21 protein-coding genes are annotated in these 26,259 nt (G+C 62.3%); 11 read left to right on the top strand and 10 right to left on the bottom strand.

The features are described 5' to 3' along the window. Nucleotides 1–38: 38 nt before the first annotated feature. The 4 genes from hutH to GNZ12_RS41250 all read left to right on the top strand — a co-directional run bounded on the left by hutH (nt 39) and on the right by GNZ12_RS41250 (nt 3,656). Entirely contained in the window at nt 39–1,592 is a 1,554-nt protein-coding gene (gene hutH / locus GNZ12_RS41265; RefSeq protein ID WP_172318339.1) for a histidine ammonia-lyase, read from the top strand. Between the two features lie 89 nt (nt 1,593–1,681). Next, nucleotides 1,682–1,939 (top strand): hypothetical protein, encoded by a 258-nt coding sequence (locus GNZ12_RS41260; protein ID WP_172318337.1) that lies wholly within the window; start codon nt 1,682–1,684, stop codon nt 1,937–1,939. 212 nt (nt 1,940–2,151) lie between these two features. Beyond that, entirely contained in the window at nt 2,152–3,054 is a 903-nt protein-coding gene (locus GNZ12_RS41255) for a DMT family transporter (protein ID WP_172318427.1), read from the top strand. Between the two features lie 194 nt (nt 3,055–3,248). Beyond that, nucleotides 3,249–3,656: a PPC domain-containing DNA-binding protein gene (locus GNZ12_RS41250; protein WP_172318335.1), complete on the top strand. Its 408-nt coding sequence runs from the start codon at nt 3,249–3,251 to the stop codon at nt 3,654–3,656. A 40-nt stretch (nt 3,657–3,696) separates the two neighbouring features. Here GNZ12_RS41250 and GNZ12_RS41245 read toward each other — a convergent pair whose 3' ends face one another. Next, complete coding sequence (locus GNZ12_RS41245) at nt 3,697–4,674, bottom strand: alpha/beta fold hydrolase (RefSeq protein WP_172318425.1); 978 nt, start codon at nt 4,672–4,674, stop codon at nt 3,697–3,699. Nucleotides 4,675–4,890: 216 nt separating this feature from the next. Further along, nucleotides 4,891–6,414 (bottom strand): tetratricopeptide repeat protein, encoded by a 1,524-nt coding sequence (locus tag GNZ12_RS41240; RefSeq protein WP_328806168.1) that lies wholly within the window; start codon nt 6,412–6,414, stop codon nt 4,891–4,893. A gap of 333 nt (nt 6,415–6,747) precedes the next feature. Here GNZ12_RS41240 and GNZ12_RS41235 point away from each other — a divergent pair, with 333 nt between their 5' ends. The 3 genes from GNZ12_RS41235 to GNZ12_RS41225 all read left to right on the top strand — a co-directional run bounded on the left by GNZ12_RS41235 (nt 6,748) and on the right by GNZ12_RS41225 (nt 9,451). Continuing rightward, a complete protein-coding gene (locus GNZ12_RS41235) occupies nt 6,748–7,062 on the top strand; it encodes a helicase (protein WP_172318331.1) in 315 nt (104 codons plus the stop codon). A 172-nt stretch (nt 7,063–7,234) separates the two neighbouring features. Then, a complete protein-coding gene (locus GNZ12_RS41230; protein ID WP_172318329.1) occupies nt 7,235–7,738 on the top strand; it encodes a PH domain-containing protein in 504 nt (167 codons plus the stop codon). A gap of 252 nt (nt 7,739–7,990) precedes the next feature. Beyond that, entirely contained in the window at nt 7,991–9,451 is a 1,461-nt protein-coding gene (locus GNZ12_RS41225) for a trypsin-like peptidase domain-containing protein (RefSeq protein ID WP_172318327.1), read from the top strand. Nucleotides 9,452–9,505: 54 nt separating this feature from the next. Here GNZ12_RS41225 and GNZ12_RS41220 read toward each other — a convergent pair whose 3' ends face one another. From GNZ12_RS41220 to GNZ12_RS41210, 3 genes are all read right to left on the bottom strand, one after another. Next, nucleotides 9,506–10,705 (bottom strand): aminotransferase class V-fold PLP-dependent enzyme, encoded by a 1,200-nt coding sequence (locus tag GNZ12_RS41220; protein WP_172318325.1) that lies wholly within the window; start codon nt 10,703–10,705, stop codon nt 9,506–9,508. Nucleotides 10,706–10,855: 150 nt separating this feature from the next. Further along, nucleotides 10,856–12,475 (bottom strand): IclR family transcriptional regulator, encoded by a 1,620-nt coding sequence (locus GNZ12_RS45440; RefSeq protein WP_172318323.1) that lies wholly within the window; start codon nt 12,473–12,475, stop codon nt 10,856–10,858. Between the two features lie 169 nt (nt 12,476–12,644). Continuing rightward, nucleotides 12,645–13,949 (bottom strand): DUF1254 domain-containing protein, encoded by a 1,305-nt coding sequence (locus tag GNZ12_RS41210; RefSeq protein WP_172318321.1) that lies wholly within the window; start codon nt 13,947–13,949, stop codon nt 12,645–12,647. Nucleotides 13,950–14,154: 205 nt separating this feature from the next. Between GNZ12_RS41210 and GNZ12_RS41205 the strand changes: the two genes are divergently transcribed. Then, nucleotides 14,155–15,468, top strand: a complete 1,314-nt coding sequence (locus tag GNZ12_RS41205) for a DUF1254 domain-containing protein (protein WP_172318319.1) — start codon at nt 14,155–14,157, stop codon at nt 15,466–15,468. 121 nt (nt 15,469–15,589) lie between these two features. Here GNZ12_RS41205 and GNZ12_RS41200 read toward each other — a convergent pair whose 3' ends face one another. Next, entirely contained in the window at nt 15,590–16,636 is a 1,047-nt protein-coding gene (locus GNZ12_RS41200) for a DUF1254 domain-containing protein (protein WP_172318317.1), read from the bottom strand. Between the two features lie 497 nt (nt 16,637–17,133). On the opposite strand from GNZ12_RS41200, the gene GNZ12_RS41195 reads away from it, so the two are divergent. From GNZ12_RS41195 to GNZ12_RS41185, 3 genes are all read left to right on the top strand, one after another. Next, the gene (locus tag GNZ12_RS41195) at nt 17,134–17,856 is read left to right on the top strand and encodes a response regulator (RefSeq protein WP_172318315.1); all 723 of its coding nucleotides are present in this window, start codon (nt 17,134–17,136) and stop codon (nt 17,854–17,856) included. A 285-nt stretch (nt 17,857–18,141) separates the two neighbouring features. Continuing rightward, nucleotides 18,142–19,434: a TAXI family TRAP transporter solute-binding subunit gene (locus tag GNZ12_RS41190; protein WP_172318423.1), complete on the top strand. Its 1,293-nt coding sequence runs from the start codon at nt 18,142–18,144 to the stop codon at nt 19,432–19,434. 151 nt (nt 19,435–19,585) lie between these two features. Continuing rightward, nucleotides 19,586–20,098, top strand: a complete 513-nt coding sequence (locus tag GNZ12_RS41185; RefSeq protein ID WP_172318313.1) for a DUF3455 domain-containing protein — start codon at nt 19,586–19,588, stop codon at nt 20,096–20,098. A gap of 24 nt (nt 20,099–20,122) precedes the next feature. Here GNZ12_RS41185 and GNZ12_RS41180 read toward each other — a convergent pair whose 3' ends face one another. From GNZ12_RS41180 to GNZ12_RS41165, 4 genes are all read right to left on the bottom strand, one after another. After that, nucleotides 20,123–20,599, bottom strand: a complete 477-nt coding sequence (locus GNZ12_RS41180; protein WP_172318311.1) for a hypothetical protein — start codon at nt 20,597–20,599, stop codon at nt 20,123–20,125. 623 nt (nt 20,600–21,222) lie between these two features. After that, nucleotides 21,223–22,188, bottom strand: a complete 966-nt coding sequence (locus GNZ12_RS41175; RefSeq protein ID WP_172318309.1) for a D-2-hydroxyacid dehydrogenase — start codon at nt 22,186–22,188, stop codon at nt 21,223–21,225. Nucleotides 22,189–22,206: 18 nt separating this feature from the next. Continuing rightward, nucleotides 22,207–24,276, bottom strand: coding sequence for a transketolase (gene tkt / locus GNZ12_RS41170; RefSeq protein ID WP_172318307.1), 2,070 nt, complete (start codon nt 24,274–24,276; stop codon nt 22,207–22,209). Between the two features lie 121 nt (nt 24,277–24,397). Then, on the bottom strand, nt 24,398–26,257 hold the full coding sequence (locus tag GNZ12_RS41165; protein WP_172318305.1) for a TRAP transporter large permease: 1,860 nt from the start codon (nt 26,255–26,257) through the stop codon (nt 24,398–24,400). Nucleotides 26,258–26,259: the final 2 nt, after the last annotated feature.

The following is a 26,259-nucleotide window of genomic DNA, read 5'->3' as shown; positions in this document are numbered from 1 at the left end:
GCTGCCGCGTTTTCTTCACTCGCTCATATCGGACAGTCATGAAACAGATCGACAACGTTATTACTCTCGTGCCGGGCAAGGTCCGGCTCGATCAGTTGCGCAGCGTGCTGCGCAACACCACGCCCATTGAAATCGACCCCAGTGCGTTTGCGTCGGTCGAACGCAGCCATGCGGTGATCGACGATGTGATCGCACGCGGTCAGGTGGTCTACGGAATCAACACCGGCTTTGGCAAGATGGCCCAAACCGTCATTCCATCTGACAAGCTCGCCGAGTTGCAAAAAAATCTCGTGCTCTCGCACAGCGTCGGCACCGGCTCCCTCCTCGCCGACAGCACGGTGCGCCTGATCATGACACTGAAGGCCATCAGCCTCGCCCGCGGTCATTCCGGCGTGAGGCCGGACGCGATTCATGCGCTAGTGCGTTTGCTCAACGCTGGCGTCTACCCCTGCATTCCAGCGAAGGGATCGGTCGGCGCATCGGGCGATCTTGCACCGCTCGCGCATATGACCGCGGTGCTGATCGGCGTTGGACACGCACGCGTTGGCGGCGAACGGGTCACCGCAATCGAGGGATTGCGCCATGCCGGACTCGAGCCGCTGCAGCTCGGCCCGAAAGAAGGGCTCGCGTTCCTCAATGGCACGCAAGTTTCCACGGCGTTAGCACTGGTGGGCCTGTTCGCTGCGGAAGACGTGTTCGCGTCCGCCGTTCTCGCTGGTGCGCTGTCGCTCGAAGCGATCAAGGGATCGCTCACGCCGTTCGACAGCCGCATTCACGCGGCGCGCGGGCAGCCGGGTCAGATCGATGTGGCCGCCGCTTACCGGGCACTCCTCGGAGACAGCCCGATCGTTTCGTCACATCGCGACTGCGGACGCGTGCAGGATCCGTATTCGATCCGCTGCCAGCCCCAGGTCATGGGTGCGTGCCTGGACCAGTTGCGCCACGCCGCTGAAGTGTTGCGTATCGAAGCAAATGCGGCCTCGGACAATCCGCTCGTCTTTGCCGACGAAGGCGACGTGCTGTCGGGAGGGAATTTCCACGCCGAGCCAGTCGCGATCGCAGCAGACGACATCGCGATCGCGATCGCTGAAATCGGTGCGATTTCCGAACGTCGTCTCGCCTTGCTGCTCGATTCGAACCTGTCGGGCTTGCCGCCGTTCCTCGTAAGCGATGGCGGTCTCCACTCGGGATTCATGATTGCGCAGGTCACGGCCGCGGCGCTTGCATCGGAAAACAAATCACTCGCCCATCCGGCAAGCGTCGACAGTTTGCCGACCTCGGCCAATCAGGAAGATCACGTGTCGATGGCGACGTTCGCCGCACGGCGCCTGGGTGACATGGCGGAAAACACCGCCGTTGTAGTCGGTATCGAAGCGATGGCCGCAGCGCAAGGCATCGAGTTTCATCGCCCGCTGCGTTCAAGCGCCGCGCTCGAACGTGTGATCGGGAACATTCGCGAGAACGTGGCCTTTTATGAAAAGGACCGCTTTTTCGCGGACGATATCGCTGCGATGAAAGCGTGGGTGTCAGACTGCAAGGCGCCGGAAACCGTCACCACGTTGCTGCCAAGTCACCGGGCTGCGACGGTTTGATTGTGCGCGGCGGCGACGTCTATCTGTCGTCGCCGCCGCGCTTTGGCGTAAGGACATGAAGGGAATATCCCATCCATCAGAGATGCCATATGGAAAACATCCGCGCTTTTGGTTCACCCCCACGGCGGCAATTGCAGGTGCGTGACAATGATCAACGCACGGGCTTCCTGCTTGTGTGGAGCGAGTCCGGCGATGGCGAGGCGGTGCTCGCAACCAGCCGGACGTTTCGCACCATCCGCACGGCGATCTCCGAAGGCGTTGCATGTTTCGGTACGCTGGCGGTGCGCCGGAAGCTGCCATTGTCGGGTGCCGCGCATCTGACGAAGCACCTCTGGGCGAGTTGGTGAAGATGACGCGATGTCCCGAAAGGAAAAGGGCCAACTAACAGCAGAGAGAGCGGGGCGTCGATGTGGCAGCAATCCACATTTCGCTCCATGCTGAAACGTTCACTCTGTGGCGGCTTGCATAATTCGGCCGTTCGGCCCGGTGCGTGCCGCACGGTTCAGTATTTTCAACCCGTCACGGCGAAAGCAAATTGTCCAAAGTACGAACAACAACTATGAGCGGAGCAAACCCCGCTCTCGACCTGATCCTGCTCCTGACACTTTCGACGCTTTGGGGAGCGTCTTACACATTCATCAGAGTTGGCGTCGCTACCATTCCTCCGCTTACGCTCATTGCAGCGAGAACGTTGATTGCCGGATCAGTCCTTCTGCTCTGGATGACGGTTCAGCGAGTTTCCATGCCGCGCGATCCCGCAGTGTGGCGTCGCTTCGTCGTGCAGGCGTTGCTGAATAGCGTGGTTCCTTTTACGCTTATCGCGTGGGCCGAGCGTTCGGTGGAAGCTGGTTTGGCGACAATCCTGAATTCGGCCTCACCTGTCATGGCGTTTCTCGGAACGTGGTTGATCACCCGCCATGAGCAGATTACGCCGCGCAAGTTGTTCGGTGTCACCGCAGGGATTGCCGGTATAGGCCTGGTTGTTGGCGTCAACGCATTCGAAGGACTCGGCAGGCAGCTTATTCCGCAATTGGCGATCGTCGCAGCTACGGTTTGCTACGCAGGAGCGGCGATCTACGGTCGGTCTTTCAGAGGGCTTTCCCCAGTCGCTCCCGCTGCGGGTTCGCTCATTGTGGGCGCGATCCTGCTTGTTCCTGTCAGTCTGGTGGTTGATCGCCCGTGGACACTCCATCCTTCGTTGCAATCGCTGTTGGCGCTTATGGCGCTGGCAGTTTTCTCGACAGCGATGGCGTTCGTCATTTACTTTCGACTTATACCAACGCTAGGTTCGGTTGGCACAACGGCGCAAGCCTACCTGCGAGTGCCCATCGGCGTAGCGATAGGCATTGCGTTTCTGGGAGAATCGCTTTCTCCGTCGGCGTGGCTGGGACTAGGATGTGTCGTCGCTGGAGTCGCCGCAATGACTATTCCATCACGGAAAGGCCTCAAACAGAACGCCTGACAACGACTGAGACTGGCAGTTTCTTTGTGAACGTGCCCCGGGCAAGCTTGAGGTGCTGGACGGGTGATGCTCAACTCGACACGTTGACGCGGCCTGGTCGACTGGTACCGGAGCCACGCTGGTTTTTCGCCAGCATAAGGGCCAGCAGCAATCCGGCTTAACCTATCACCCAGCCCCTAACCTGGAACCTCGCGATGCAAGCACATCCTTTGCGCCTCTTTCCCGGCGACGATCTGCGTGCCGCCCTCGAAGACGCACTGCGTCAGGTCAAGTTGCAGGCGGCCTTCGTGATCCAGGGCATCGGAAGCCTCAGCATTGCCCAATTGCGATTTGCCGGCGACGAGGATCCGACTGAGCTGCGCGACGATCTGGAAATCCTGACGCTCGCCGGGTCCCTATCACCTGATGACGCGCATCTGCACATGTCGGTTGCCGACTCACGCGGTCGAGTGTTCGGTGGTCATGTGGCACGCGGTTGCACGGTCCGTACAACCGCGGAGATATTGCTGGCGCTTCTTCCCGAACATCGCTTCTCCCGGGAGCACGACTCAAGTTCAGGGTTCATGGAGCTGGTGATACGAAATGAACCACCCATGGAGTAGGCGCGACGTATAGGTACGGGCAGCGTTGACACACGCCTTCTTATCGCGAACCCATTGGCGGGTAGTCCGGAGCCTTGAATGTCCGCAGGAAGTCGAGGAGCGCCACCGTGACGGCTTCCGGCGCCTCCTGCTGTATCCAATGGCCGATGCCCGGGAGCAGTGTGCTGGAGACAAGGCCTGGCAAGGTTTCCGAATGGGCAGCATAGGCGTCACGTCGCCAATTCAACACGGGGTCCCGCGCGCCTGCGAGAAACATCGCCGGTTGTGTGATGCGTGTGCCGGCAAAGGCGCCGAGCAAGCCCCAGTTCCGATCAAGATTGCGATACCAGTCGAGCGGCGCACGAAAGCCACGGGCGAAAGCCGCTGTTTGCAGACTAAGGTCCTCTGGCGTCAGCCAATCCGGCAGGCCGGAGGGTGCCGGAAAGGTCGCAAGAAATCCGCTCTCAGCGACCATACCGTTCCAGAGCGGATCGGGCGCGGCGCCAGAGAGGCCCCAGTACATGCGGCGAAGGCTTTCCGCCGGATCAGCGTCAAGTTCTGCCTCGGCGCGACCGCGCGGTTCGAACCAGAGCCAGTAGAAGCGCTCCCGCCCCCGGCGGCGCAAGGTCGCGAGCGGCGCAGAGGCGGTGCGAGGGATGAACGGAACCGAAAGTCCAGCGACGCCAATAAACCGGTCAGGCCGCAACATGGCCGCCGCCCAGGCGACAAGCGCGCCCCAATCATGGCCCACGATCACGGCTTTCGGATGCCCGAGCGTATCGAGCAACCCGACCATGTCGCCCACCAGATGCAGAATCGTAAAATCTTCGATCGTTTCCGGCGCGCTGCTGCCGCCATAGCCCCGCATATCGGGCGCGATCACACGATATCCCGCTTCGGCGAGCGCCGGTACCTGATGGCGCCAGGAATGCCGCGATTCAGGGAATCCGTGGCAGAGCAGGACCGGCATACCGGTGCCGGCAATGTCGGCTCGTAGCTCGATCCCGTTGGTGGCAAAATCTCCGGTCTCGATGCGCATCACGCGGCCGTCTCGATCAGGGTTTGCATTTTTTGGGCCGCGGCTGGAACGAGATAATCGGCGGAAAAGTCACTCACGTTTAGCTCCTGTATTCTGTTTTACAAGCGGCTATCGGATAGTCAATCGGGTAATACGGAGCCACCTTTGTCGGCGCAGCGTAGCATTCTCGCATGCGTCGATAGGTGGCTGAAAACCCTGATCGCCCCCCATCGTGCTTTACCCCGGGAACGCCTCGGCACACGCCTGCCGCACCTGTTCGATAACCGTCGGCCACTGCGCGCCCAAAGGTTGGCGGAACAGGCGAATCGTATCCGGATACCAAGGCGAGTCCGTGCGTTCGTGCATCCAGCGCCAGTCGATTGCCTCTCCGGGCAGCATGACCCAGCACTGCGTACCGACGGAGGCGGCGAGATGCGCAATCGCTGTATCCACGCAGATGACAAGATCGAGCTGCGCGATGATGGCGGCGCTGTCGGCCAAGTCCGTTACATCGGACCCGAGATGCAGCAGCGGCTGGTTGGCGGGCGGCGATAGGGCTTCGTCCTCGCCCTCCCCCTTTTGCAGACTCACGAAGCTCAGTCCGGGCACGCGCCAGAGTGGCGCCAGCATCCCGAAGGATCCCAGCGACCGGTTCGCATCGTTTTGGTGTAGAGCATTACCTTTCCACACGAGCCCGATCCTCCGACCCGGAGGAAGCGTTGCCAGACGCACGCGCCAGGCTTCGAGGAGAGACGGATCCAGCGTCAGCCGGACGGGCAACGGCATGGTGTCCGTCGTCGTGCTCAGATACAGCGGCGCGCTCAATGGGCTCATCCAGTAGTCGTAATTCGCCGATGCAGCCCATCCCGCCTCGTGAGCCAGCACCACGTCGACGCCCTCGACCGCGGCGAACAGCCGGTGCAGCGCCGGAGCGCAGGCAAAGGCGACCTGGGCCGCGCCTTGCGCCTTGAGCAGCTGAAAGTAGCGGGCAAAATGAATCGCATCGCCGAGCCCGCCCTCCTGCCAGACCAGCAGCTTTTTCCCCGCCAGTGTTTCGCCTTGCCAGCGGGGACGCCCTATGACCTTCTGCGTCTTATGCTGCATGGACTTAGGATCCGCATGACGCGCCTCATAGAGCCGCCATCCTTCCTCGAAGCGCCCCATGCTGAGCAGCAGTATCGCCAGAGCGTACTTCGCCATGTGATAGTCGCCGCGAATGGCGAGCGCCTGCCGGTAGGCAGCTTCGGCTTCCGGCAGGCGTCCGAGTTCCTTCAGTATGTTGCCGAGGTTGCTGTAACCCATGACGAAGTCAGGGCGTAGCGCGATTGCCCGCTGATACGCCTCCCCAGCTTCGTGCCAATGGCCTAGCGGTCTGAGTACGGTACCGAGGTTGTAATGAAATTCGAGGCGATCAGGGCAAATCAGCGCCGCTTGCCGATAAGCCGCCTCTGCTTCTGACAGGCGCCCCTGGTCCTGGAGCAAAGACCCAAGCTGGTTGTGAACGTCTGCGAGATCCGGGCTCACTTCCAGCAATCGCCGAAACAGCGCTTCCACGTCGGACAGGCGGTTGAGTCCTTTCAGCAAGGTGGCGAGGTTCAGGTATGCGTCGACGAATCGCGCGTTCGCTTCGATCGCACGGCGCCAATAGGACTCGGCATCGGTGAGCCGGCCCAAGCCAAGCGAGCTGACCGCCGCGAGCTGCAACGCCTCGGCTAGCACGGTGGCCTCTAACGGCGGCTGCAACTCGAACAGCGGCGTCACCTTCTCCAGCGCGTCGGTGAACCTGGCCGTTGGGTCCGGCTGCGCGACCGGATCGTCACTGTCAGTGTTGGAGGACTCGCCGGCGGATGATGGACGCATAGTGGATCAGAGCGATTGGAACGCGCGTTTCATGCAGGCGATGGACGATTTCCGCCCATACGAAATCGAAGTATGGGCGACAAACAGGTCAGAAAAGGCACACCGCCTGTATCACGTGCTGGGTCGCGAAATAATAGTCGGCGCCAGCATAGCAGGGCACGCGCTGGATGAGCGTCCGGACACCGTAAGTTACGCCCACTGCTAGAATAGATGCCCTTTTCCTAGGAGACGCACATGTCCTGGTTCATCTATGAAGTGCCCGAATACAACGAAGACGGGGCGCGCATCGAACCCTTCAGCGACCTGCGTAGCCGCGTCCTGAAAGTCAGTGGGCCGGCAATGGCCGACGAACTCGAGAGCGTCCGCGCGAACGCCGCGACAACGGCGGATACCCCCGCGCACCCGCTGCGCAGCGTGGACAATCCTCACGTATTCCCGATCCCCTATGCCGACTCGATGATCCTGGTCGGGTTCATCTTCGAACTGAAACGGGAGTCCCGGCGTCTGGTGGTGTCGCCCGTGGAAATGCCCTGGCTGAAAGACGCGTAAAGCCTCGTCCTGCCCCGTCTGCCGCACTCACCGCCCGGTGCGTAGGCGTTGCGGACGATCTTCGTCGTGAGGGCTATACTGGGCCCACCACCGGCACGAGGACCAAAAAAGGCAGCACTGCCTTTTTTCGAAGGACGAATAGGGCCGTGGATCAGAAAGAGGAGTATGTGCGATGGCCAATCAGGTGATTTTCAGCGGCGCGCCGTCGCAGGCCTGCAACCTTCCGGCGCTGCTGAAGGGTGGCGTTGTCATGGCCATGATTGGCGCTATCCATGTCTGCGCGTTGAACGCTTTCCCGCTTCAGTGGCCCGTGCTGCTTGCGCAAGCCTGCGCGGTCCTGATCGGTGTCGCTTTGCCGTTCGTCAAAACCGCGTTCACCCGAATCGTCATCGACACCACGCGCATTACCTGGACACAAGGCATTCTGCATCGCCGTACATCGAGTCTCGATCTTTCCCGGATTCAACACATCACCTCGATCCATCCTTGGTGGCTGCGTCTATTCGGCACCGGCACGATCATCCTGACGACCAACGACGTCGCGCATCCCGTGAGGCGTTTGCCAGGCATCCGGAACACGGACCAGCTCTGCAAGCGGCTTGGCGAGGCGGTCGCGATGCAACGCGAACGGCTTGTTCCCGCCAGCACGAGTGAGGCACGCTACCGCACGGCGTGAAGTCGTCCATCGGCGCTCAGGCGCCAGGCTTTGCCGCATTTTGCGCAACCTGCTTGCGTTAGTAGCGATCCACGCCGCTCGAAAACCGTACCCCAGGATTAGCACTCGGTGCAGTTTTCCCACCGCTCTTCTATAAATCATGTAGGGGAGGACCGTGCATTGTCGTACCGGCGCTATCGATGCATTCATGTATCGATCGGCCCACTAATCGCGCGCCTGGCCCTGGCACTCTGACCGCCATGGAGGTGCACTGTGTTGCACCCAACTCTTGCACGCGCCTGGCTCCCCGCTGCCCTGATAGCAGCATTTCTCTCGGGCTACCCGTGCCTGCAGCCGACGGCGAATGCCGAAGCCGTGCCGCCGCCACCCGTGAAGGCGAAGCGGGTTTCACCCGTCAACGCTGCAGCGTCGGTCGACTTCCCTACCATCGTGGAGCGATACGGGCCCGCCGTCGTGAATATCAGGGCGACTGCCCCTGCGCAGCAAGCGTCGTTACCCGCCCCCGCGGCAATGGATGCTGACGATCCCCTTCTTGCCCTCGTCAAGCATGTGGTGCCGCAATCACAGCCGTCTCAAGGCAGTTCGGCACGCGTCATCACAGGAATGGGCTCCGGCTTTATCGTGAGTTCCGACGGCCTCATTCTGACCACCGCTCATGTGGTGGATCAAGCCGACGAAGTGACGGTCAGGCTGACCGATCGACGCGAGTTCAAGGCAAAGGTCGTGGCGGTCGACACCCAGAGCGACGTCGCGATCATCCAGGTCGATGCCACGAAGCTCCCGACCGTCAAACTGGGTGACTCGTCGCGAGTACGCGTCGGTGAACCGGTCCTGGCGATCGGCTCGCCCGACAGCTTCGACAATACCGTTGCAGCCGGCATTGTCAGCGCCACGTCTCGCACGCTCCAGGACGGCAGCAGTTTTCCCTTTTTTCAAACCGATCTCGCCGCCAACCCGGACAATTCGGGCGGCCCCCTGTTCAACCGTGCCGGCGAGGTGGTCGGCATCGACGTGCAGATTTACGCGGACTCCGGCGGATCCCCCAACCTGGCCTTGGCCATCCCGATCAACCTGGCGGCCAAGGTGCGATCGCAGGCGCAAGCCACGCAAGCGACCTCTCCGGGCGGTCTTGGCGTGGACGTACAGGACGTCGGCCCGGGTCTCGCCGCGGCCTTTGGCCTGCCACGGCCGGCAGGTGCGCTGGTCAACTCCGTCCAGCCCGGCACATCGGCTGCCGCGAGCGGCCTCAAGCCCGGCGACGTGATCATCCGGATCGGCGACAAGCCGATCGATCACTCGGCCGAACTCGCCGAGGATGCGGCTGCGTTGCCGCCAGGGACGAAAACCACACTCAGGCTGATCCGCAACCACAGGCCGATGACCATGACGGTCATGGTCGGCGCGTCCGTGGAAAGCCCCAAAGCTCGACCCGTCGAAGGCAGCACAGGGGATCGTCTGGGCTTGAGCATGCATCCGCTGAATGAGGACGAGCGGCGCGCGAGCGATTTAGCCGTGGGTCTGATGGTGGACGGCGTTGATGGGCCGGCGGCAAGCGCCGGCATCCAGCCCGGCGATATCGTCCTGTCGCTCAATGACACACTGGTCGAAACGCCGGCGGACGTGACCGCGCTGGAAGCAAAGGCAGGGAAACAGGTCGCCGTGCTGATCCAGCGCAACCACGCGCGCAGTTTTGTTTCGGTCGAGCTTAGATGATTGGCGCCAAGATCGGTTCGGTAAAAACGTTGACCAAGCGGAGAACGTAGCGGGTCACTGGATCGCCAACGCGCGTACGCCACCCAGCAACTTGCCGATCTCCAACTCCGTCGTCAGATAGCTGACCGACGCGCGTGCGATCTGCTTCAGTCCTCTGGACTCCATATCAAACGGCGTGTAGGCGACACCGTTACTGCCGATCACGACACCCTGATCCGCCAGCTTGCGCTGTACCGATACCGCCTCCAGACCCGCTATGTTGAACGCCACCAGCCCGGACTGCTCCCGGCCCTGATCCAGCACCGTCACGCCGGGGATCGCGGCGAGTTGCACACGCAGCGCTTGTGCAATGCCGTCGATCCGCGCGCGAATATTTTCAATGCCAATCTCCAATGCCTCTTCCAACGCATTAGCCAGTCCGCAGTGCAATGCCAGCGACGCTTCCGCCGGCTCGAAGCGCACCGCGTCATCCCGCAAGACGGGTTCGCCGTCGACACCCGGCGGCGCAGATCGCATGTCGACGAATGCGGGCGTCAAACGGGATAGAAAATCCTCTCGCACATGCAGCAGGCCGGTGCCTCTCGGACCACGCAGCGCCTTGCGGCACACACCGGTCAGAACATCGCACCCCACCTCAACGACATCGACAGGAAGTTGCCCAACCGCCTGCGCAGCATCGACGAAGTATGGAATGCCGTGGCGGCGTGCGACCTGCCCGATCGCCGCGGCCGGATTGATCAGTCCGCCGTTCGCCGGCATCCACGTCAGCGCGATCAGGCGCACACGGTCGTCAAGCATGGCCTCCAGCGCCGACGGATCCACCGCACCGCTGGAATCGGACGGAATGACTTCGATTGTCGCCCCCGCGCGCTGCGCCGACAGGCGCATGGCAGCCAGATTCCCGCCCCATTCGTGACGCCCGACCAGGATCCGCTCGCCGGACGCCCAAGGTCCCAACGCGGCGAATGCGGCGCCCCAACCGGCCGAGTTGCCAGTGGTCAAAGCGATCTCGGCGTGCCGGGCATTCAGCAGTCGCGCAGCAAGCGAGCGCGCCCGCTCAGTCTGCTCACGTCCGGCCACGCCGGCTTCCATCGGCCCCGTCGTAGCTTCGAGCCAAAGGTAAGCGCGGATCGCCTCCAGCGTGGCGGAGGACGGCAGCGAGGCCCCCGCGTGATTGAAATGCGTGGTGCGTTGAGCACCAGGTGTGAGCGCGCGCAACGCGTCCACGGCAGCAAGCGAGAGAGGAGAAGACATAGTTGTTCCAATGACGCGCGTTGGGTTCACGCTTGTGTAAGGGAGATAACGGCTTCCACTTCAACGGCCACACCGGAGCGCAGCACGCCGATCGGAGACAGGCTAGCGCAAAAGCGCCTGAATGGTCGAGCGGGACGACCGCTGCACGCGCTACCGCAAGCCAGCCGCAATCTCGACGTTCGAGACCATCGCCAAGAGTCGTGGCGCGATATCGTCGATCAACCGGCGTCCCTGCGCCGATTGTGCCGGCACCGCGCAATTGAACACCAGCGTCTCAGCGTCGACCTGTGCGCACAACGGCACACCGACGCCGTAGGCGTTCTTCTGCGCATCCCCATAGGAGAAGCAAGCACCGGTTTGCTGGTAATCGTGAAGCGCCTGCTGCACCTGCGCCCCGTACTGTTGCCACTGGTCGGGCACGGCGATGCGTAGCCGATTCAGCGCCACCTCCCGTTCCTGCGGCGCCACCGCCGCTAGCCACGCCCGTCCCATTGCCATCCGCAGAATCGGACGCACCGCACCGACGTCGGGCCGCGCACGAATTCGCTTATCGCGCGGACAACATTCGATGTAGACCATATTCGACTGGTCCCGCATGCCAAGCGATACGGACCCGCGCACCTGAAGCGCAAGCTCGCGCATGAACGGCCGCGCGATCTGCCGGATACGCATGCCGGCCAGCAGCGGATAGCCCATCGACAGCACACCGCCGCCGAGCCGATAGTTGCGCGCCACTTCGTCATGACGCAAGTAGCCGAGTTCAGTCAACGTGTAGGCAACCAGGGACACCGTGGCCTTCGACAAACCCGTACGCGCCACAAAATCCTTATTGCCTAGCGCAACTTCGCCGGGCTGGAAACAGCGCAGGATTTCCAGACCGCGCGCGAGCGTGATGGCGAATTGACGATCGTCGTCGTCGGGAAACGAGTCCACGGATACCCGCTCAACAAGCGGTGGACTGGGCGAGGTTCGCACGTCGTCACCGCCCACTTGCTGCGACGCAAGCTGCCGTTCGAGTGTGTCCACCATCGCCACGAGGCGCGGCGCGATCACGTCGACGAGTGTCCGGTCAGTCAGTTGCAAGCGCGGCACGCCACAATTGAAAACGAAGGTTTCCGAATTGATCGGTTCGCGCATCGGTACGGCGACCGCATGGATTTCACGCTCAAAATCGCCTTCGCTAAGGGCAAAGCCGCGCTCTGCAAACGTGCGTAGGGCGGCCGCGAGGTCGGCGTGATACGCGTCCCATTGCGCCGGATCGCAAACGCGAACCTGCTCGAGCACGGCAGCACGTTGCGCGGGTTCGGCGCGGCCCAGCCAGGCCCGGCCCATCGCGGAAGCGAGAATGGGCAGCGAAGCACCGGTATCCGGACGAAACGTCGGCGATTCATGACCGCGCGCAGTCTCGACATACACCATCTGCGAGCGGTCACGAATCCCGAGCGACACCGATCCGCGCGCCACGTCGGCAAGCTCCCTCATCAACGGTCGCGCCAGTTCGCGGATACGCAGGCCTTGCAGAAGCGGGTAGCCCACCGACACGACCGCCGAGCCCAGCCGATATTTGCGTACGGTGTTGTCATAGCGCAGAAAGCCGAGCATGGCGAGCGTATACGTCAGCCGCGACACCGTCGCTTTCGACAGGCCAGTGCGCTCGGCGAAGTCTTTGTTGCTGAGAATCGGGTCGCCGACCTTGAAACAGTTCAACAACGCGAGACCATGCGCGAGCGTCGTGGCGAACTGGGGATTGCGGAGTGGATTCGGAGCCATCGTTTCGTACGGGAAAAGCGCTCGGCGCGTGCTTGCGCCAATTGAAACATATCCGCTATCCCGCTTCCATGCATGTTTAACATAGCGAAACTCTAGGATCGGCATCCTGTCAGATTGTTAGGCTTGACCCACCCCTACTGTCCTACGCGGAGTGGTATCCATGCCTTTGTCATCCTGCCAGCTGGCGGCGCTCGACCCGCTCGACCGGCGGAATCGTATAGTCCTTTGACAGGATCGCCTCGCGCGGATGGTACAGGCGCAAGATGAGATAGAACCGGCCCGCGGGTGCGGGCAACCAGTTCGAGTGTCCCTGCTGCGGCTGGCTGCGCTGGATCAGGATCTCGAGCGAACCGTCCGGGCCATAGCGCAGATCACGCGGGCGATCGCCGATCGCATAGCGCCGGATCGGGTTGTCCACGAAACAGAAATCGCTGCCGTAGAGCGATACGGACCAGAAGGCATCCACGGGCGGCAGTCCTCCAGCAGGAAAACGCAAGACGTAGCCATGCTCGCCGTTGAGTGGTTCGCCGTGCCCGTCGAAGTCGCAGAGCGCATAGAGCGCCTCCTCACTCGCGAGCGCGCCGAGGCCTTTCATTGCGGTACAGGCGCGCGCCAGATAGTCCGTGCCCAATCGCCCCCCCGCATAGTTGATCGACCACGAGCGCGCGCGACGGCTACGGGTATGACCGTCGACGATCTCGACACCGGCCGCGACCGCCCTTCGCAAAGCTGCCACCTGCGCGTCGCCGAGTGCATCGGCGTCGAACGTTCGATGCGGTGCAATGCCGATGCGGGAGAACTGCGCGACGAGTCCCGTATCCACCGCAGGCGGCGGATCGTCGGCCATCGTTCTCGCCAGGTTCGCGAAGAACGCCTCGCCTGACTCCGCCCAGGACTGGTAGGCCGCGACTGCACGCGGCAAGCGGCCCGGCGCCGTCGCGCGCAGGGTGAAGCCTGCCTGGAAGGCACGCGCGTCCTCCATGTCTTCGACACCGTCGATCAGCACACGGCCCAGCACCCACACGAGATTCGTCGGGCAGCGGATTTCGATCGAACCGGGTGGCAGTGAGCCCGACCAGCCGGGTCCGACGATTGCAAAGCTCGCCGCCGACGGACCCACCACGCGTGGGCCGAGGTTATGAAAGTTATCGCTGTACGCGTCGATGAATTCCATCACGAAGTAACGCCCGGTCGGCGCCGGCGTCGTCAGCATGACGGGGCCGTCAGCAAGGTTCAGCCAGGCCATCGAGTAAAGCAGGTCATTGGCCGGCGTGACGACATCACGGTCCTCGTGTGTCCACGGCCGCGGGCAATGCGAGAACTGGTTGATCGGCGCGCGCCCGTTGTTCTGCGGCTCGTCGACGGCGGTCATGAGCGCGCACGTGCGCACGATCTCGACGAGCGGATACCCGTATATGAATGCCTGAACGCCTGCGACATAAGCCCATTCCTGCTGTGCATTGCCAATGGTCATGCGAGAAACTCCGTGAGGATCTGCTTGCATGCGCGGGAGCGCACAGGAGGCGGGATACCGCGATCCCTTTGCAAGCCTTAGGAGCGCAAAGTATAGGCAGCGGAGGCCTCACAAGTGTTTAACATAGCGAAACCCTAGTTCCGTTATCTGGCCGTCCCGGTAGGCTTGATCCGACTCCTTCCCGTCTATTGCCGGAGCGGCATCCATGTCTTGTACTTCAAGCGAAAACATCAGCGCACTCGCCCGCAATGCAGTGCTCTACACCCTGCCTTTATTCGAAATGACGCGCATGCGCGCGGCGATGTGCCCGCGTCGTGACGACAGCGGCCAATTTGCCGGTGGCAGTCCGGATTCGACGCTCGGCTGGATCAATCAACTGGTGCGCGGACGGCAGTTGCTGGGCCCGCGGAACCGCGAAGTCGTGACGCCCAACAACGACACGCTGTACCTCAGCGCATGGCTGGACCTTGGCGACGAACCGCTCGTGCTGGAGGTGCCCGACACGGCGGGCCGCTACTACGTGCTCGGTCTGCTGGACTTCTGCACCAACCCGTTCGAATCGATTGGCACGCGCACGACCGGCAACGGGGCGCGGCGTTTTGTTCTCCATCACGGCAAGGTCGCGCCGCCCGCCGATGACGATCTCACGCCAATCGCCTGCCCCACGCGAGACGTCTGGATGATCGGCCGCATCCTTGTCGACGGAACGGACGATCTGGCCGCCGTGCATGCCCTGCAGGATCGCTTCGTGTTGAAGACGCTCAGCGGTCAACCCGCGCAGCGGCGTTTCGACGTCGGCGTGGTGCGACGTACGGCAGCGGGTGATCCGCGGCTCTATGCGGCGGCGGTCAACGCAGCCCTCGTGCGCAATCGTCCGCCTGCCGCGGAATCCGCGCTCGTCGCTCGGTTCGCTGCCGTCGGTATCGGTGCGGAGACCGACGCGTCCACGCTCGAGGCGCCGACGCTCGCCGCCCTCGGCAGTGCTCTCGGCCAGGTGATTGACGAACTGGGCGTGCCGCAACCGTCGGCGCTTGGTGGTGGATGGTTCCTGCCGGTGGCAGTCCGCGCGTCGTTCGGCGATGACTACCTGACGCGCGCGCACGTCAGCCGGAACTATATCGGTGCGCTCGGCATCAAGGAAGCCATGTACGTCTCCGCCGACTGCGACAGCGAAGGACGGCCGCTCGACGGGCGCCATACGTACGAGCTCACGTTCCCGCCTGATGGTCTGCCGCAGGCGCAGGCCTTCTGGTCGATCACGATGTATGACAAAGCCTCGTGCATGCTGGTGGATAACGTGATCGACCGACATTCGATCGGCGATCGCTCGCCGCAACTGCGCTACGACGAGCACGGCCTGACCTTGCGCTTATCGGCAGCGCCACCGGCCGACGCCGCAACGCAATCCAACTGGCTGCCTGCGCCGGATGGCCTGTTTTACATCATCCTTCGCATCTACATACCGGGCGCGGCCCATCTCGAGCAACGTTTTCACTATCCGCCGATTCGCCGCCTGTAACCCCAGGAAGGCGGCGCACGCCATGACCAGAGCAACAGCGCGGCGAGTTGGGCGCGAGTACGGCTGTTGCGTTTTCGGACCTGCCGAAAATGCGATCCGCAACAGCCGTCAACTCGTTAGCTCAATTAACGGGCTGAGGCGCCGGGAAAGTCCAGGCACCGCTGAGAATTTCGGCACGCGGACGATACAGTCGCACGGTGTAATTCCAGCCGGCGACAACGGGCAGGCAATTGGGCACCTGTCCATCGCAACCACCGAACTGCATCGTAATTGAACCGTCGCTACCCTTCTTCGCGGTGAGGTTGTTGATCGAGTACGCGTTTGACGGGTTCTTCTCAAAGTACCCTTGCGCGTTGTAGACGCTCACTGACCAGAACGCATCCACGGGGACGTCCTTGACCGAGAGCCGATAGACGGTCTTGCCGTCGTTCTTCGCCGGCGTGAAGTTGAGGTAGGTGGCGTCCTTGTCCGGATTGCCGCCCCAGGCCGCCGCGGTGCCGAGCAGGCGTCGAACCGGGTCGACCTCCTCCTTGGTGCCGAATGCCCGCTTGAAATCCGGAATCGTGGAAGCGAGAACCAGCAGCGGATCGCGAGTCTTCTTCTGACTCACGGCATCCCAGTCAGGCATGTCGAGCTTGCCCGGCGCCTTCTGGCTGACGGTGATCGCGTCCTGCAGGCTGTGGACCTGCTTGATGTCGTCCGGGCTATTCGGGTCGACCAGCGTTCGTATCGCGACGACGACGTAACGCGTCCCGACATTCTCTCGCGTCAGGGTATGTGTTCCGCCACCGTAGAAGACGTTCGGCGTGTAGTGATCCTCGTTGATAACCTGCATCGCCATGAAACGCTTGCCCGGATCAGGCATCTTGATCGTCACCGGCCCGGCGTCGAGATCGAAGACACCCGATGAATAGAGCGTGTCGCGATTCAGGCGGATGACGGTTTGATGATCGATCGATGCGGGCTCCCGGCGATGGAGCAGTTTCCCCAGCCCGCCTTGTTTTGCCAACGCAACGACATACATGTCTGTTTCCGCGCGAACAAAATTGTCGACGGTCACGGGAACCGTCGCACCCGCCGACGGCGCCGCGGCAGTTTGCGCTTGAGCAGTGCCAACGGCTGCGAGAACAAGGCCTGTAACGCAGGTGGTGATCAGTGAAGTTTTCATGAATAGTCTTTTTCTTGGTTGGAATCGCGCCACTAACGTCCCACTGGCGGCGAAGTACTGTCCGAAGCGCCACACCGGGATGCACGCAGACAAAAACAATTCGTTTCGCATATCGTCCAGGCTCGATGCTGGTTTCGACCTTGTTGCCTTCGCGCCTGCTTCAAGCGAACAACGGCGCTTATAACCATCGAAGGCTATTCCGAATGCAAAAACCGCCCAAGTATCGACTGGATCAGGCAAGTCGTAAAGACTGAACTCCTTTGCCGCATAGGTCGCGTGATGCCGCGCAAACCCACCGCGTGCCGCCAGGACAAAAAATCAACATTCGGCGACGGATTCCTGCGGGTTGCTCCGTTAAAGAAGTCGGAGCACAACATTCGCGGGTCAATCGCATCCTGACGGCATTGAAAGCTTGCACGACAAAGTCGGCAAACCTGATGTCGCAGCCACCGCTATTGCAAACCCGTTTTCCGGCCTAAGCGTTCGATTTCCCTACTATGACAACTCAGATACTGGTCGTTGACGACGATGTCGATCTACTTGGGTCGCTGGCCGACTTCCTCGGACGGGAGGGTATGGCAGTCTCCGTTCTGCATGAGGTGAGGTCGCTCGGAGAACATATCAAACGGGATCCGCCCGATCTGATTGTCCTCGACCAGATCATGCAAGGCGTGAATGGGCTTGCCGCGCTGAGCACCCTACGCGCCGCGGGCAACACGGTCCCGGTGATTCTGACGTCAGGCGCCGACGACATGGACCGGATCGTGGGACTCGAAATGGGCGCGGACGACTGTATCGGCAAACCATTCAATCCTCGCGAACTCCTTGCGCGCATGCGGGCCGTATTGCGGCGACAAACCCAGTCTGCGTCGAGCGCCGCGCGCAAAGAACACCATGTCGTTGGATTCGGCCCATTCACGCTCGACCTTCAGTTGCGGACACTCAACATGGAGAACAGCCGGCTCACGCTCTCGGCGGGAGAATTCGCGCTGCTCAAGGTCTTCGTCAATCACCCCATGCGCACGCTGACCCGGGAGCACCTGCTCGAGTTGCTGCACGGCCCGGAGGACGATCATACCGGTCGAGGGATCGATGTCCAGGTGTGGCGGTTGCGCAGAATCCTCGAGACCAACCCCTCCTCGCCGAGGTTCATCCAGACCGTGCGCAGTCATGGTTATGTATTCGTGCCGGATGGCGCGCGACATTCCATGCAGCATTGATTGTTCACTCATCGCGACGATCGCAAGCTGAAGCACGGATGTGGACAAGGCGTTCAAGGCGCTGCATTATCCATGCTGTCTGTCAGACACCCCCCGCAGCGCGGCAAGGCCAACGCTTCACGCGACAAACTTCGCGGCGCCGCCTGCAACTATTGACAACGCTGCGACCTCGACGCCATCTCCACCTCGACCGCGCGCGGCAAAGACCTGGCGAGCAGCGCCGAACGAGAGAGGCAAACAATGCCCAAGCACGACCCTGCGCTTCTTCGCAATGAAAAAGTCCCGATGACACCGGGTCGCCGGCGGCTTGTCATCGCCGGCGTGATACTGCTGACGGCCGTGCTAGCTTGGGGGATAGCGGTCATTCTCGAACCCGCCTTCCGGCACACGATCGTCATCACAACCGGAGCCGACAACGGGATCTATCGCGGCTTTGCCGATCGCTATGCCCCGATCCTGAAACGCGATGGCATTAAGCTCGATATCCGCAGCTCATCGGGTTCGAGCGAAAACTATCAGCGCTTGAAAGATCCGGACAGCGAATATGAGGTGGGCTTCATCCAGTCCGGCACCACCAGCCCGAAAGACACCGACCACCTGCAGACGATCGCCGCCGTCTCCTATGAACCGATCTGGGTGTTCTACCGTGGCGAGTCCACCATCAACCGGCTGGCACAACTACGCGGCAAGAAGATTTCAATCGGTGTTCCTGGCAGCGGCCTGCTGAACGTCTCCCAAGTCTTGCTCGGGTACAGCGGCATCACACAGGACAATACGACGCTGCTCGAAATGGACGCGACCAAGGCCTACCAAGGCCTCGAAAATGGTCAACTGGATGCGGCTTTCTTTATCGGCCGACCCGATGCGGCGATGCAGACAACGCTGCTGAACAGCGATCTCAAACTGATGAGTTTTGCGCAGGCCGATGCGCTGGTGCAGAAATTCCCGTCGCTATCCAAGGTGACGTTTCCGCGCGCCGCGACCAGCATCGTCAACGATTTGCCGCAAACCGACGTCACGCTACTCGCCGCTACCGCTTTGCTCGTCGCCAAAGACACGCTGCACCCCGCGCTGGTCTACCTGTTGCTCGACGCGGCCAAAACCGTCCACGGCGGCGAAGATTACTTCACGCCGCTTGGCGTGTTTCCCAATCTGAACACCGAGGAATTTCCTGTTTCCGAAGAGAGCGAGCGTTACTTCAAAACGGGGCGCCCCTTCCTGCAGCGCTACCTGCCATTCTGGCTGGCCAGCTTTGTCGAAAGACGTCTGCTGATCCTGCTCCCCTTCATGGCTTTATTGTTGGGGCTGCTGCAAGCGTTGCCGCGCATGGCCGAGGCGCGGATAAAGAAACGCCTGGTTGTCTGGTATCGCGAGATCAAGGCGCTGGAAGATGAAATATGGAGAAACCGCCATCCAACCCCGAGCCAGATTGCACAATGGCAGGACGAGATCGAGCACATCGATGCGCATGCCAACCAGATCCGGATGCCGCAGCGTTACTTCCACGACGTTTTCGCTCTCAAGCAGGCGATTGGCGTAGTCCGGGATCGAATTGCCCGTGTGGCAGGGGAGCGATAGCCGCGCGAACGAGATTGCAACCAGCCGCGCAAGCGGATTCCCGGCACGCATAAGATCACGCGTACTATCCCGACTAGCCGTTTCACCGGCCATACTCAACGGCTACAATCGCCATGCTCTGCCACTCACTCGGTCATTCGAGGTGATATCCATGCTCAGGACTATTTCGCAAGCAAGCTTCGCGACCCTCGCCGCATCTATGCTAGCCGCGTGTGTCACACCACCCGTAAGTCCGCCGAGTGCATCCATAGCCCCACCCCAAGCCGAGCGCGTGATGACACTCACCGCGTCCGGCGTACAGAATTACTCGTGCGAATTCGACGCACAGCATCGTCTCGGATGGGTGTTCAAGAGTCCCCTCGCGACGCTCTACGACGCGAGCGGCCACGCCGCGGTCCGGCATGGCGCCGGGCCGTCATGGGAAGCGGAGGATGGCAGCCGGATCATAGGCCGCGTGATCGCACAGCGGCCTAGCGAAACACCGGCGAGCATCCCGCAGTTGTTACTCGAAGCGCATAGCGCGTCCGGTAGCGGCGCACTTTCCGCGGTGCGGTATGTACAGCGCGTGCATACCGTCGGCGGGTTGGCGCCGACGGCACCGTGTTTGACGGAACATGAATCCGGAAGCTCGCCCTATCTCGCGGACTACGTGTTCTACCGATAGCAACTCACGCTTCGCGCCGCGCGCTTACTTCACGCCGGACTGGTCCGGCGGCGGTAGTGCCGGATCGAGTTTCGCGGACTCTCTGACAAGCTGCTCAGTCATTGCAGCCGCAACCGGATTCGAGCCGCGATGGTCCGCGTTGTTACGGCTGGGTTGATCCGGCGGGGGCATCGGTAGCGCCGACGGCGGCGGCAGTGCCGGATCGAGTTTCGCGGACCCTTTGACCAGTTCATCCGTCATCGCAGACGCAACCGGATTCGAGCCATGACGCTGCAGACTGTCATGCCTGCTTTCGGTTCGCGACGGTGGGCTGCTCTTCGGCTCAACGTAACGACGGACGGCGACCGGTTCGCGTGGTCGCGTGTCCGGTCGCGCCGCTTGCGCGGCGCCTTGAGCTGGCGAGTCGGATTGCGCCACCACGATCCCGCTCGTAGACTGCCCGGCGCCAGTCGCTGTGTTGCCGGCCAGAGCGGTCGCGGCGATCACACTTCCCGCGGCCACACGGGCGTCACCCGATTGGGGAGAAGTCGCAGCCCATTGCGCCGAGCTATTTGTCGTGACGTCGGTGTCGGCCGTCGCGCGGTGGCTTTTGTGTGACAGTAAAAAGGCACCGAATACCAACTCGACGATAAGCACGCCGACTATGAATGATGTGCGTACATTCCTCATATTAACTAACGATTCGTTCAATCGATGCGATTGGATGGATGATTTCCGTCTGTTCGAACAACACGTCGAACGGCAGGTTCGCAGTGTGAGCCTGCGATGGGCTGAGGTGGGGATGACTGCGCGACCCGCACACGTTGATGGTTCAGTGGCAATGGTCCGGTGATTCACTCCACCGAACGGCACTGAAGACCCTTCCTATGCTAATGCGAAAAAAAAATCTGCGCTGAACGGTCGCGCGGTCCGAGCGGGATAGTCAGAAAGCCGCTGGCATTCTCCGCGCCCGCGGCCACCGGGGACTACAGCGCGATGGGATGGAACATTCGGTTGAGGAGAGGCCATTTTCTCGTCCGGAGTAGTCAGATATTTGTCGGCAACGAGCTAGTTCTCTTCGCAATCGATGTGGACCTGATTCATCCGACGATCCGCGCGCGGCGCGACGCGGTATCCCTTGCCAGTCAATATGACCCCAACACCAGATTGGTGGGCGCACCGTGGACGAAGCTGTCGATGTTGTCCATTAACTGATTGGCAAGACACTGTTGTGCCTCGTCCGACGCCCATGCGACATGCGGCGTCAGAATGACGTTTGGCCGGCCGGCCGCACGCATCAGCAGATTGTCCTCAGGGGGTGGTTCGCTCGCGGTCACATCGAAACCTGCACCGCTGATCAAACCTTCGTCGAGCGCCTGCACCAACGCGCCTTCGTCGACCAGTCCGCCGCGCGCCGTGTTGATGATCAAAGGCTTGCGTTTCATCGCGCGGAACTCGGGCATGGCAAGCATGTTGCGCGTGTGCGGTGTGAGCGGACTGTGCACGGTGATGATGTCGCTGGTCGCGAGCACCTCGTCCCACGGCGTGTAAAGCGGGCCGAGACCCGTCCTCCCCTTGTGAGCGGCGAACATCGGCAGCATGCCGAAGGCCTTGCCGATTTCCGCGACGCGCTGCCCAAGCACCCCTTCGCCGATGATGCCGAGCCGCGCGCCGGCCAGATCGTGAATCGCATGCGTGAAAAAGCAGAATTGCCCTGACTTCTGCCACTCGCCGGCGAGCACGTCGTCGCGGTAAGCGATCAGATTGCGCCGCAGTGCGAGGATCAGTGCAAAGGTGTGCTCGGGCACGGTGTTGATCGCATAGCCGCGAATATTGCTCACCGCGATGCCGAGTTCCTGGCAGGCGGCTTTATCGACGCAATCGGTGCCGGTGGCGGCAACCGCGACGAGTTTCAGATCCGGTAGTTGCGCGAGGACCTCTTTCGTCAGCGGCACCTTGTTGGTGATCGCGATCGATGCGCCGGCCAGCCGCTTCAGCAATTGATCCGGCGTCGTGTGATCGTGTTCGATCAGTTGATGATCGAAGCGCGGCTCGCGCAACACGATCTGCGGCGCAAGCGTGGCGCGGTCGAGAAAGACGATTCTTTGCATGTTCAAGTCCTCGATGAATTACAAGTGCCGCTTCGCTTCGGCGACGACGTGCTGCGCCGTGATGCCGAAGTGCTCGTACAACGTCTCCGCAGAGGCGGAAGCACCGAAGCCGCTCATCCCGACAAAACCGCCGCGTTCGCCGAGATAGCGGTCCCAACCGAAACGCAGTGCTGCCTCGATGCCGATGCGCACGGTGTCTGAACCCAACACCGCAGCGCGATAGCCGGCGTCCTGTTCGTCGAAGATTTCCCAGCACGGCATCGACACCACCGCGGTCGCAATGCCTTCGTCCTGCAACTGGCTACGCGCCTGCAACGCCAGCGCGACTTCAGAGCCGGTTGCGAGCAACGTCACCGCACGCGGCCCGCCCTCCGCCTCGGCCAGCACGTAAGCGCCGCGCTGAGACAACGGCTCGGCGCTATACGCGCGACGCACCAGCGGCAGCGCCTGGCGCGCGAACACCAACGTGCTCGGGCCACTGCGGTGCTCGAGCGCGAGCGCCCAGCACTCGGCGGCTTCAACGGCATCGGCGGGCCGCAGCACGCGCATGTTCGGCATGGCGCGCAATGAGGCAAGGATCTCGACGGGTTGATGCGTCGGCCCGTTCTTGCCGACGCCGATCGAGTCGTGGCTGAACACGAAGTGCACCGGCAGGCCCATCAGCGCGGCCATACGCATTGCCGGACGCTGATAATCGGAGAACGCCAGATAGGTGACGCTGGTCGCGACGATGCCGCCGTGTGCAGCCATGCCGTTGGCCATCGCGCCCATCAGATGTTCCCGCACGCCGCAATGGACGTAGGCGCCGCTGCGATCATCGGCGGTAAAGGCGCGCAACTGGCGCTTGTGGCCGGTGGGCGCTTCGAGATCGGCACAACCGACCATGCGCTCGGGCAGCAGCGTCGCGAACAGATCGCCGATCTCGCCCGACACGGTGATGCCCGATTGCGGCTCGTCACGCTCGACTGCACGGTTGCGGTAATCGTCGAGCACGTCGCGCCAGCCTTCCGGCAAGCCGCCCCCCTGGACCCGCTCGAACTCGGCGCACTGCGCGTCCGGCAAAGCGGCGAGGCGCGCGTGCCACGCGTTGTATTCCTCGCTATTCCGCCGGCCCGCTTCGCGCCATGCGGTCAGGACTTCGGTGGGCACGTCGAACGGCGCATGCGGCCAGCCCAGCTGTTCGCGTGCCGCCTCGGCATCCGACTGAAACAGCTTGCCGCTATGCCCGCCGCGCTGCCCTTGCAATCGCGCAATGCCGCGACCGATCACCGTCTTGCAGGCAATCATCGACGGCCTCGGGTCGGCGCGCGCGATCGTCAACGCTGCGGATACGGCCTCGAGATCGTGACCGTCGACTTCGATCACATGCCAGCCGCCCACGCGAAATCGCGCGCAGACGTCTTCGCTGATCGAGAGCGAGGTACTGCCGTCGTCGGTGATCTGGTTGTCGTCCCAACAGAGAATCAGTTTGCCCAGCCGCAGGTGTCCCGCCAGCGAAATCATTTCCTGACCGATACCCTCCTGCAGGCAGCCGTCGCCGACGAACGCATACGTGTAGTGATCGACGAGATCGCTACCGAATTTCGCCGCGAGATACGCTTCGGCGATCGCCATGCCGAAGGCGTTGGCGATACCCTGCCCGAGCGGACCTGTGGTCGCCTCGATACCGTGCGCCGGTTCGTACTCGGGATGCCCCGCACAATGCGAGCCGAGTTCGCGGAAGGTCTTGAGTTGGTCCAGCCCGATCGCCGCATAACCGGTCAGATACAGCAGCGAATACAGCAGCAGCGAACCGTGGCCGTTGGACAATACGAAGCGGTCGCGGTCGGGCCAGGCCGGATCTGCGGGATTGAATTTCAGGTGCCGGTTGAACAGCGCGGTCGCGATCTCGGCCATACCGAGGGGCACCCCTTGGTGGCCCTCGCCCGCTTGCAGAATGGCATCGATGGAGAGGAAGCGGATCGCGTCGGCCAGCGGTAGCTGGGGCGCTTGCGCCTGGGATTGCGTTGGCGCGGCCGCGGCTGACAGCGATGGCGATGCGGTCAGCGCGGCAATCGGTACAGCGGGCTGAGCTTCAGTGGTGGACATGGCAAAAGGCTCCTCTACGCGGCCCCGGTAGAGGCGGCTGCGGCAATCAACACGAATCGAATCGGATTGGGCGAAAGAACTTCATACGAGGCTGCACGGCGCAGCCTCATACGTCAGCGGATCAATGCAGGAAGCCGGTCGAAATCCAGGGCACCGCAGCGACGATGATCAAACCGACCATCAACGCAGCGATGTAGCCGAGAATCGGCTTCATGCCTTCGTCAGGATGGATGCGGCTCACCGCGCAAGCCGAGTAATAGCCCACACCAAAGGGCGGTGCGAACAGACCCACACCCATCGACAGGATCACCACCATCGCGTAGTGCACATCGTGAATGCCCATCTGCCGCGCGATCGGGAACATCAGCGGGCCGAACAGCACGATCGCCGGAATACCTTCGAGCACGCTGCCAAGAATCACGAACACGCAGATGGAGGCGGCCATGAACATCGCCGCACCACCCGGCAAACTGCCGAGCGTCTGAGCAAGCTGCCCTGAGAAACCCGATTGAGTCAGCGCCCACGCCATGCTCGTCGCCGCGCCGATGATCAGCAGAATCGCGCCGGACAAAGTCGCGGTATCGATCAGCATCGGCTTGAGCCGCTTCCACTCGAATCGGCGATAGATCAGCAAGCCCGCCAGCACCGCATACGCAATGCCGATGGTCGAGACTTCGGTCGCCGTTGCAATCCCTTCGACCACCGCCGCGCGAATCACGAATGGCAACGCGAGCGCCGGCACCGCGATCACCAGCTTGCGCAGAATCTCGCCACGACTCGCGCGTTTGACGCCCGACAGATCTTCGCGCCGGTAACGCCACTGCACCACCGCGCACAGTGTGATGGCGAGCACGATGCCCGGCAGCATGCCGCCGGTGAAGAGCGCCGAGATCGACACGCCGGTTACCGAGCCGAGCGTAATCAGCACGAGACTCGGCGGAATCGTCTCGGTCTGTGCGCCGGTCGCGGCCAGCAGCGCGACCAGATCGCCCGGCTTCGCACCGCGCGCTTTCATCTCGGGAAACAACACGGGCGCGACCGCTGCCATGTCCGCGGCTTTCGAGCCCGAGATGCCCGACACCAGATACATCGCACCGACCAGCACATACGACAGCCCACCGCGCACGTGACCCAGCAGGCTCGCGAGGAACGCAATCATCGCCGCCGCCATGCCGGTCATCTCGATCAACTGGCCGAGGAACACGAAGAGCGGCACCGAGAGCAGGATCAGATGCGACATGCCCTCATCCATCCGGCCGACCACCACCGGCATCGGCGTATTCGTGGTCAGCGCAAGGTAGCCGAAGGTGGCGAGTCCGAACGAGAAGGCAATCGGCACACCGCTCAGCACACCGAGCGCCACCAGGCCGACAAAGAAGATCAACAGGTTGATATTGCCGAGATCGCGCAGCAGCGGTCCCAGCGCAACGAAGATGCCGACCAGCGCGCCGACCGTTGCAATCCCGGCGAGCGTCAGGCGCCAGTTGCTCACGCGGGCAAGCCGCACCACGGCGACCAGCAGCATCAGCGCCGAACCGATCGGCAATGCCGCCGCGCGCCATGAGTTCGACAGTTCGAGTGCCGGTGTGGTGATGAACGATTCGTCCTGCGCAAAGCTGATCGCCGGGCCGATCACCATCGCGAGGAACGCGATCGGCGCGGCGATCGCGACCACGTCGAGAAAGGCGCGTACACCCGGCGGCGCCATGCCGACCAACGCCGTCATCCGCATATGCTCGCCGCGCCGCAAGGCGATCACGGCGCCGAGCATGGCGAGCCACAGGAACAGCATGGAGGCGAGTTCATCGGACCAGACGAGCGGCGCGTGCAGCACATAGCGACTGGTCACGCCCGCCAGCAGCACGACGATTTCCGCGAGCACCAGCAAGGCGGCCGGAATCTCCACCAGATGGCCGAGGGCGGAGTCGAGCGCACAGGCGAACCGATGCTGCCGCTCGTGCGAATAAGAGATCGAGATCATCG

Origin of the sequence: Paraburkholderia solitsugae, from assembly GCF_013177695.1 — a bacterium.
Lineage (GTDB): Bacteria > Pseudomonadota > Gammaproteobacteria > Burkholderiales > Burkholderiaceae > Paraburkholderia > Paraburkholderia solitsugae.
The sequence above is the reverse complement of the archived record's forward strand: the minus strand, read 5'-3'. Positions and strand labels throughout refer to the sequence as shown.

Coding starts and splice junctions, on each gene's coding strand:
- hutH (WP_172318339.1), top strand. CDS start 39: ATGAAACAGATCGACAACGTTATTACTCTCGTGCCGGGCAAGGTCCGG.
- GNZ12_RS41260 (WP_172318337.1), top strand. CDS start 1,682: ATGGAAAACATCCGCGCTTTTGGTTCACCCCCACGGCGGCAATTGCAG.
- GNZ12_RS41255 (WP_172318427.1), top strand. CDS start 2,152: ATGAGCGGAGCAAACCCCGCTCTCGACCTGATCCTGCTCCTGACACTT.
- GNZ12_RS41250 (WP_172318335.1), top strand. CDS start 3,249: ATGCAAGCACATCCTTTGCGCCTCTTTCCCGGCGACGATCTGCGTGCC.
- GNZ12_RS41245 (WP_172318425.1), bottom strand. CDS start 4,674: ATGCGCATCGAGACCGGAGATTTTGCCACCAACGGGATCGAGCTACGA.
- GNZ12_RS41235 (WP_172318331.1), top strand. CDS start 6,748: ATGTCCTGGTTCATCTATGAAGTGCCCGAATACAACGAAGACGGGGCG.
- GNZ12_RS41230 (WP_172318329.1), top strand. CDS start 7,235: ATGGCCAATCAGGTGATTTTCAGCGGCGCGCCGTCGCAGGCCTGCAAC.
- GNZ12_RS41220 (WP_172318325.1), bottom strand. CDS start 10,705: ATGTCTTCTCCTCTCTCGCTTGCTGCCGTGGACGCGTTGCGCGCGCTC.
- GNZ12_RS45440 (WP_172318323.1), bottom strand. CDS start 12,475: ATGGCTCCGAATCCACTCCGCAATCCCCAGTTCGCCACGACGCTCGCG.
- GNZ12_RS41210 (WP_172318321.1), bottom strand. CDS start 13,949: ATGACCATTGGCAATGCACAGCAGGAATGGGCTTATGTCGCAGGCGTT.
- GNZ12_RS41205 (WP_172318319.1), top strand. CDS start 14,155: ATGTCTTGTACTTCAAGCGAAAACATCAGCGCACTCGCCCGCAATGCA.
- GNZ12_RS41200 (WP_172318317.1), bottom strand. CDS start 16,636: ATGAAAACTTCACTGATCACCACCTGCGTTACAGGCCTTGTTCTCGCA.
- GNZ12_RS41195 (WP_172318315.1), top strand. CDS start 17,134: ATGACAACTCAGATACTGGTCGTTGACGACGATGTCGATCTACTTGGG.
- GNZ12_RS41190 (WP_172318423.1), top strand. CDS start 18,142: ATGACACCGGGTCGCCGGCGGCTTGTCATCGCCGGCGTGATACTGCTG.
- GNZ12_RS41185 (WP_172318313.1), top strand. CDS start 19,586: ATGCTCAGGACTATTTCGCAAGCAAGCTTCGCGACCCTCGCCGCATCT.
- GNZ12_RS41175 (WP_172318309.1), bottom strand. CDS start 22,188: ATGCAAAGAATCGTCTTTCTCGACCGCGCCACGCTTGCGCCGCAGATC.
- tkt (WP_172318307.1), bottom strand. CDS start 24,276: ATGTCCACCACTGAAGCTCAGCCCGCTGTACCGATTGCCGCGCTGACC.
- GNZ12_RS41165 (WP_172318305.1), bottom strand. CDS start 26,257: ATGATCTCGATCTCTTATTCGCACGAGCGGCAGCATCGGTTCGCCTGT.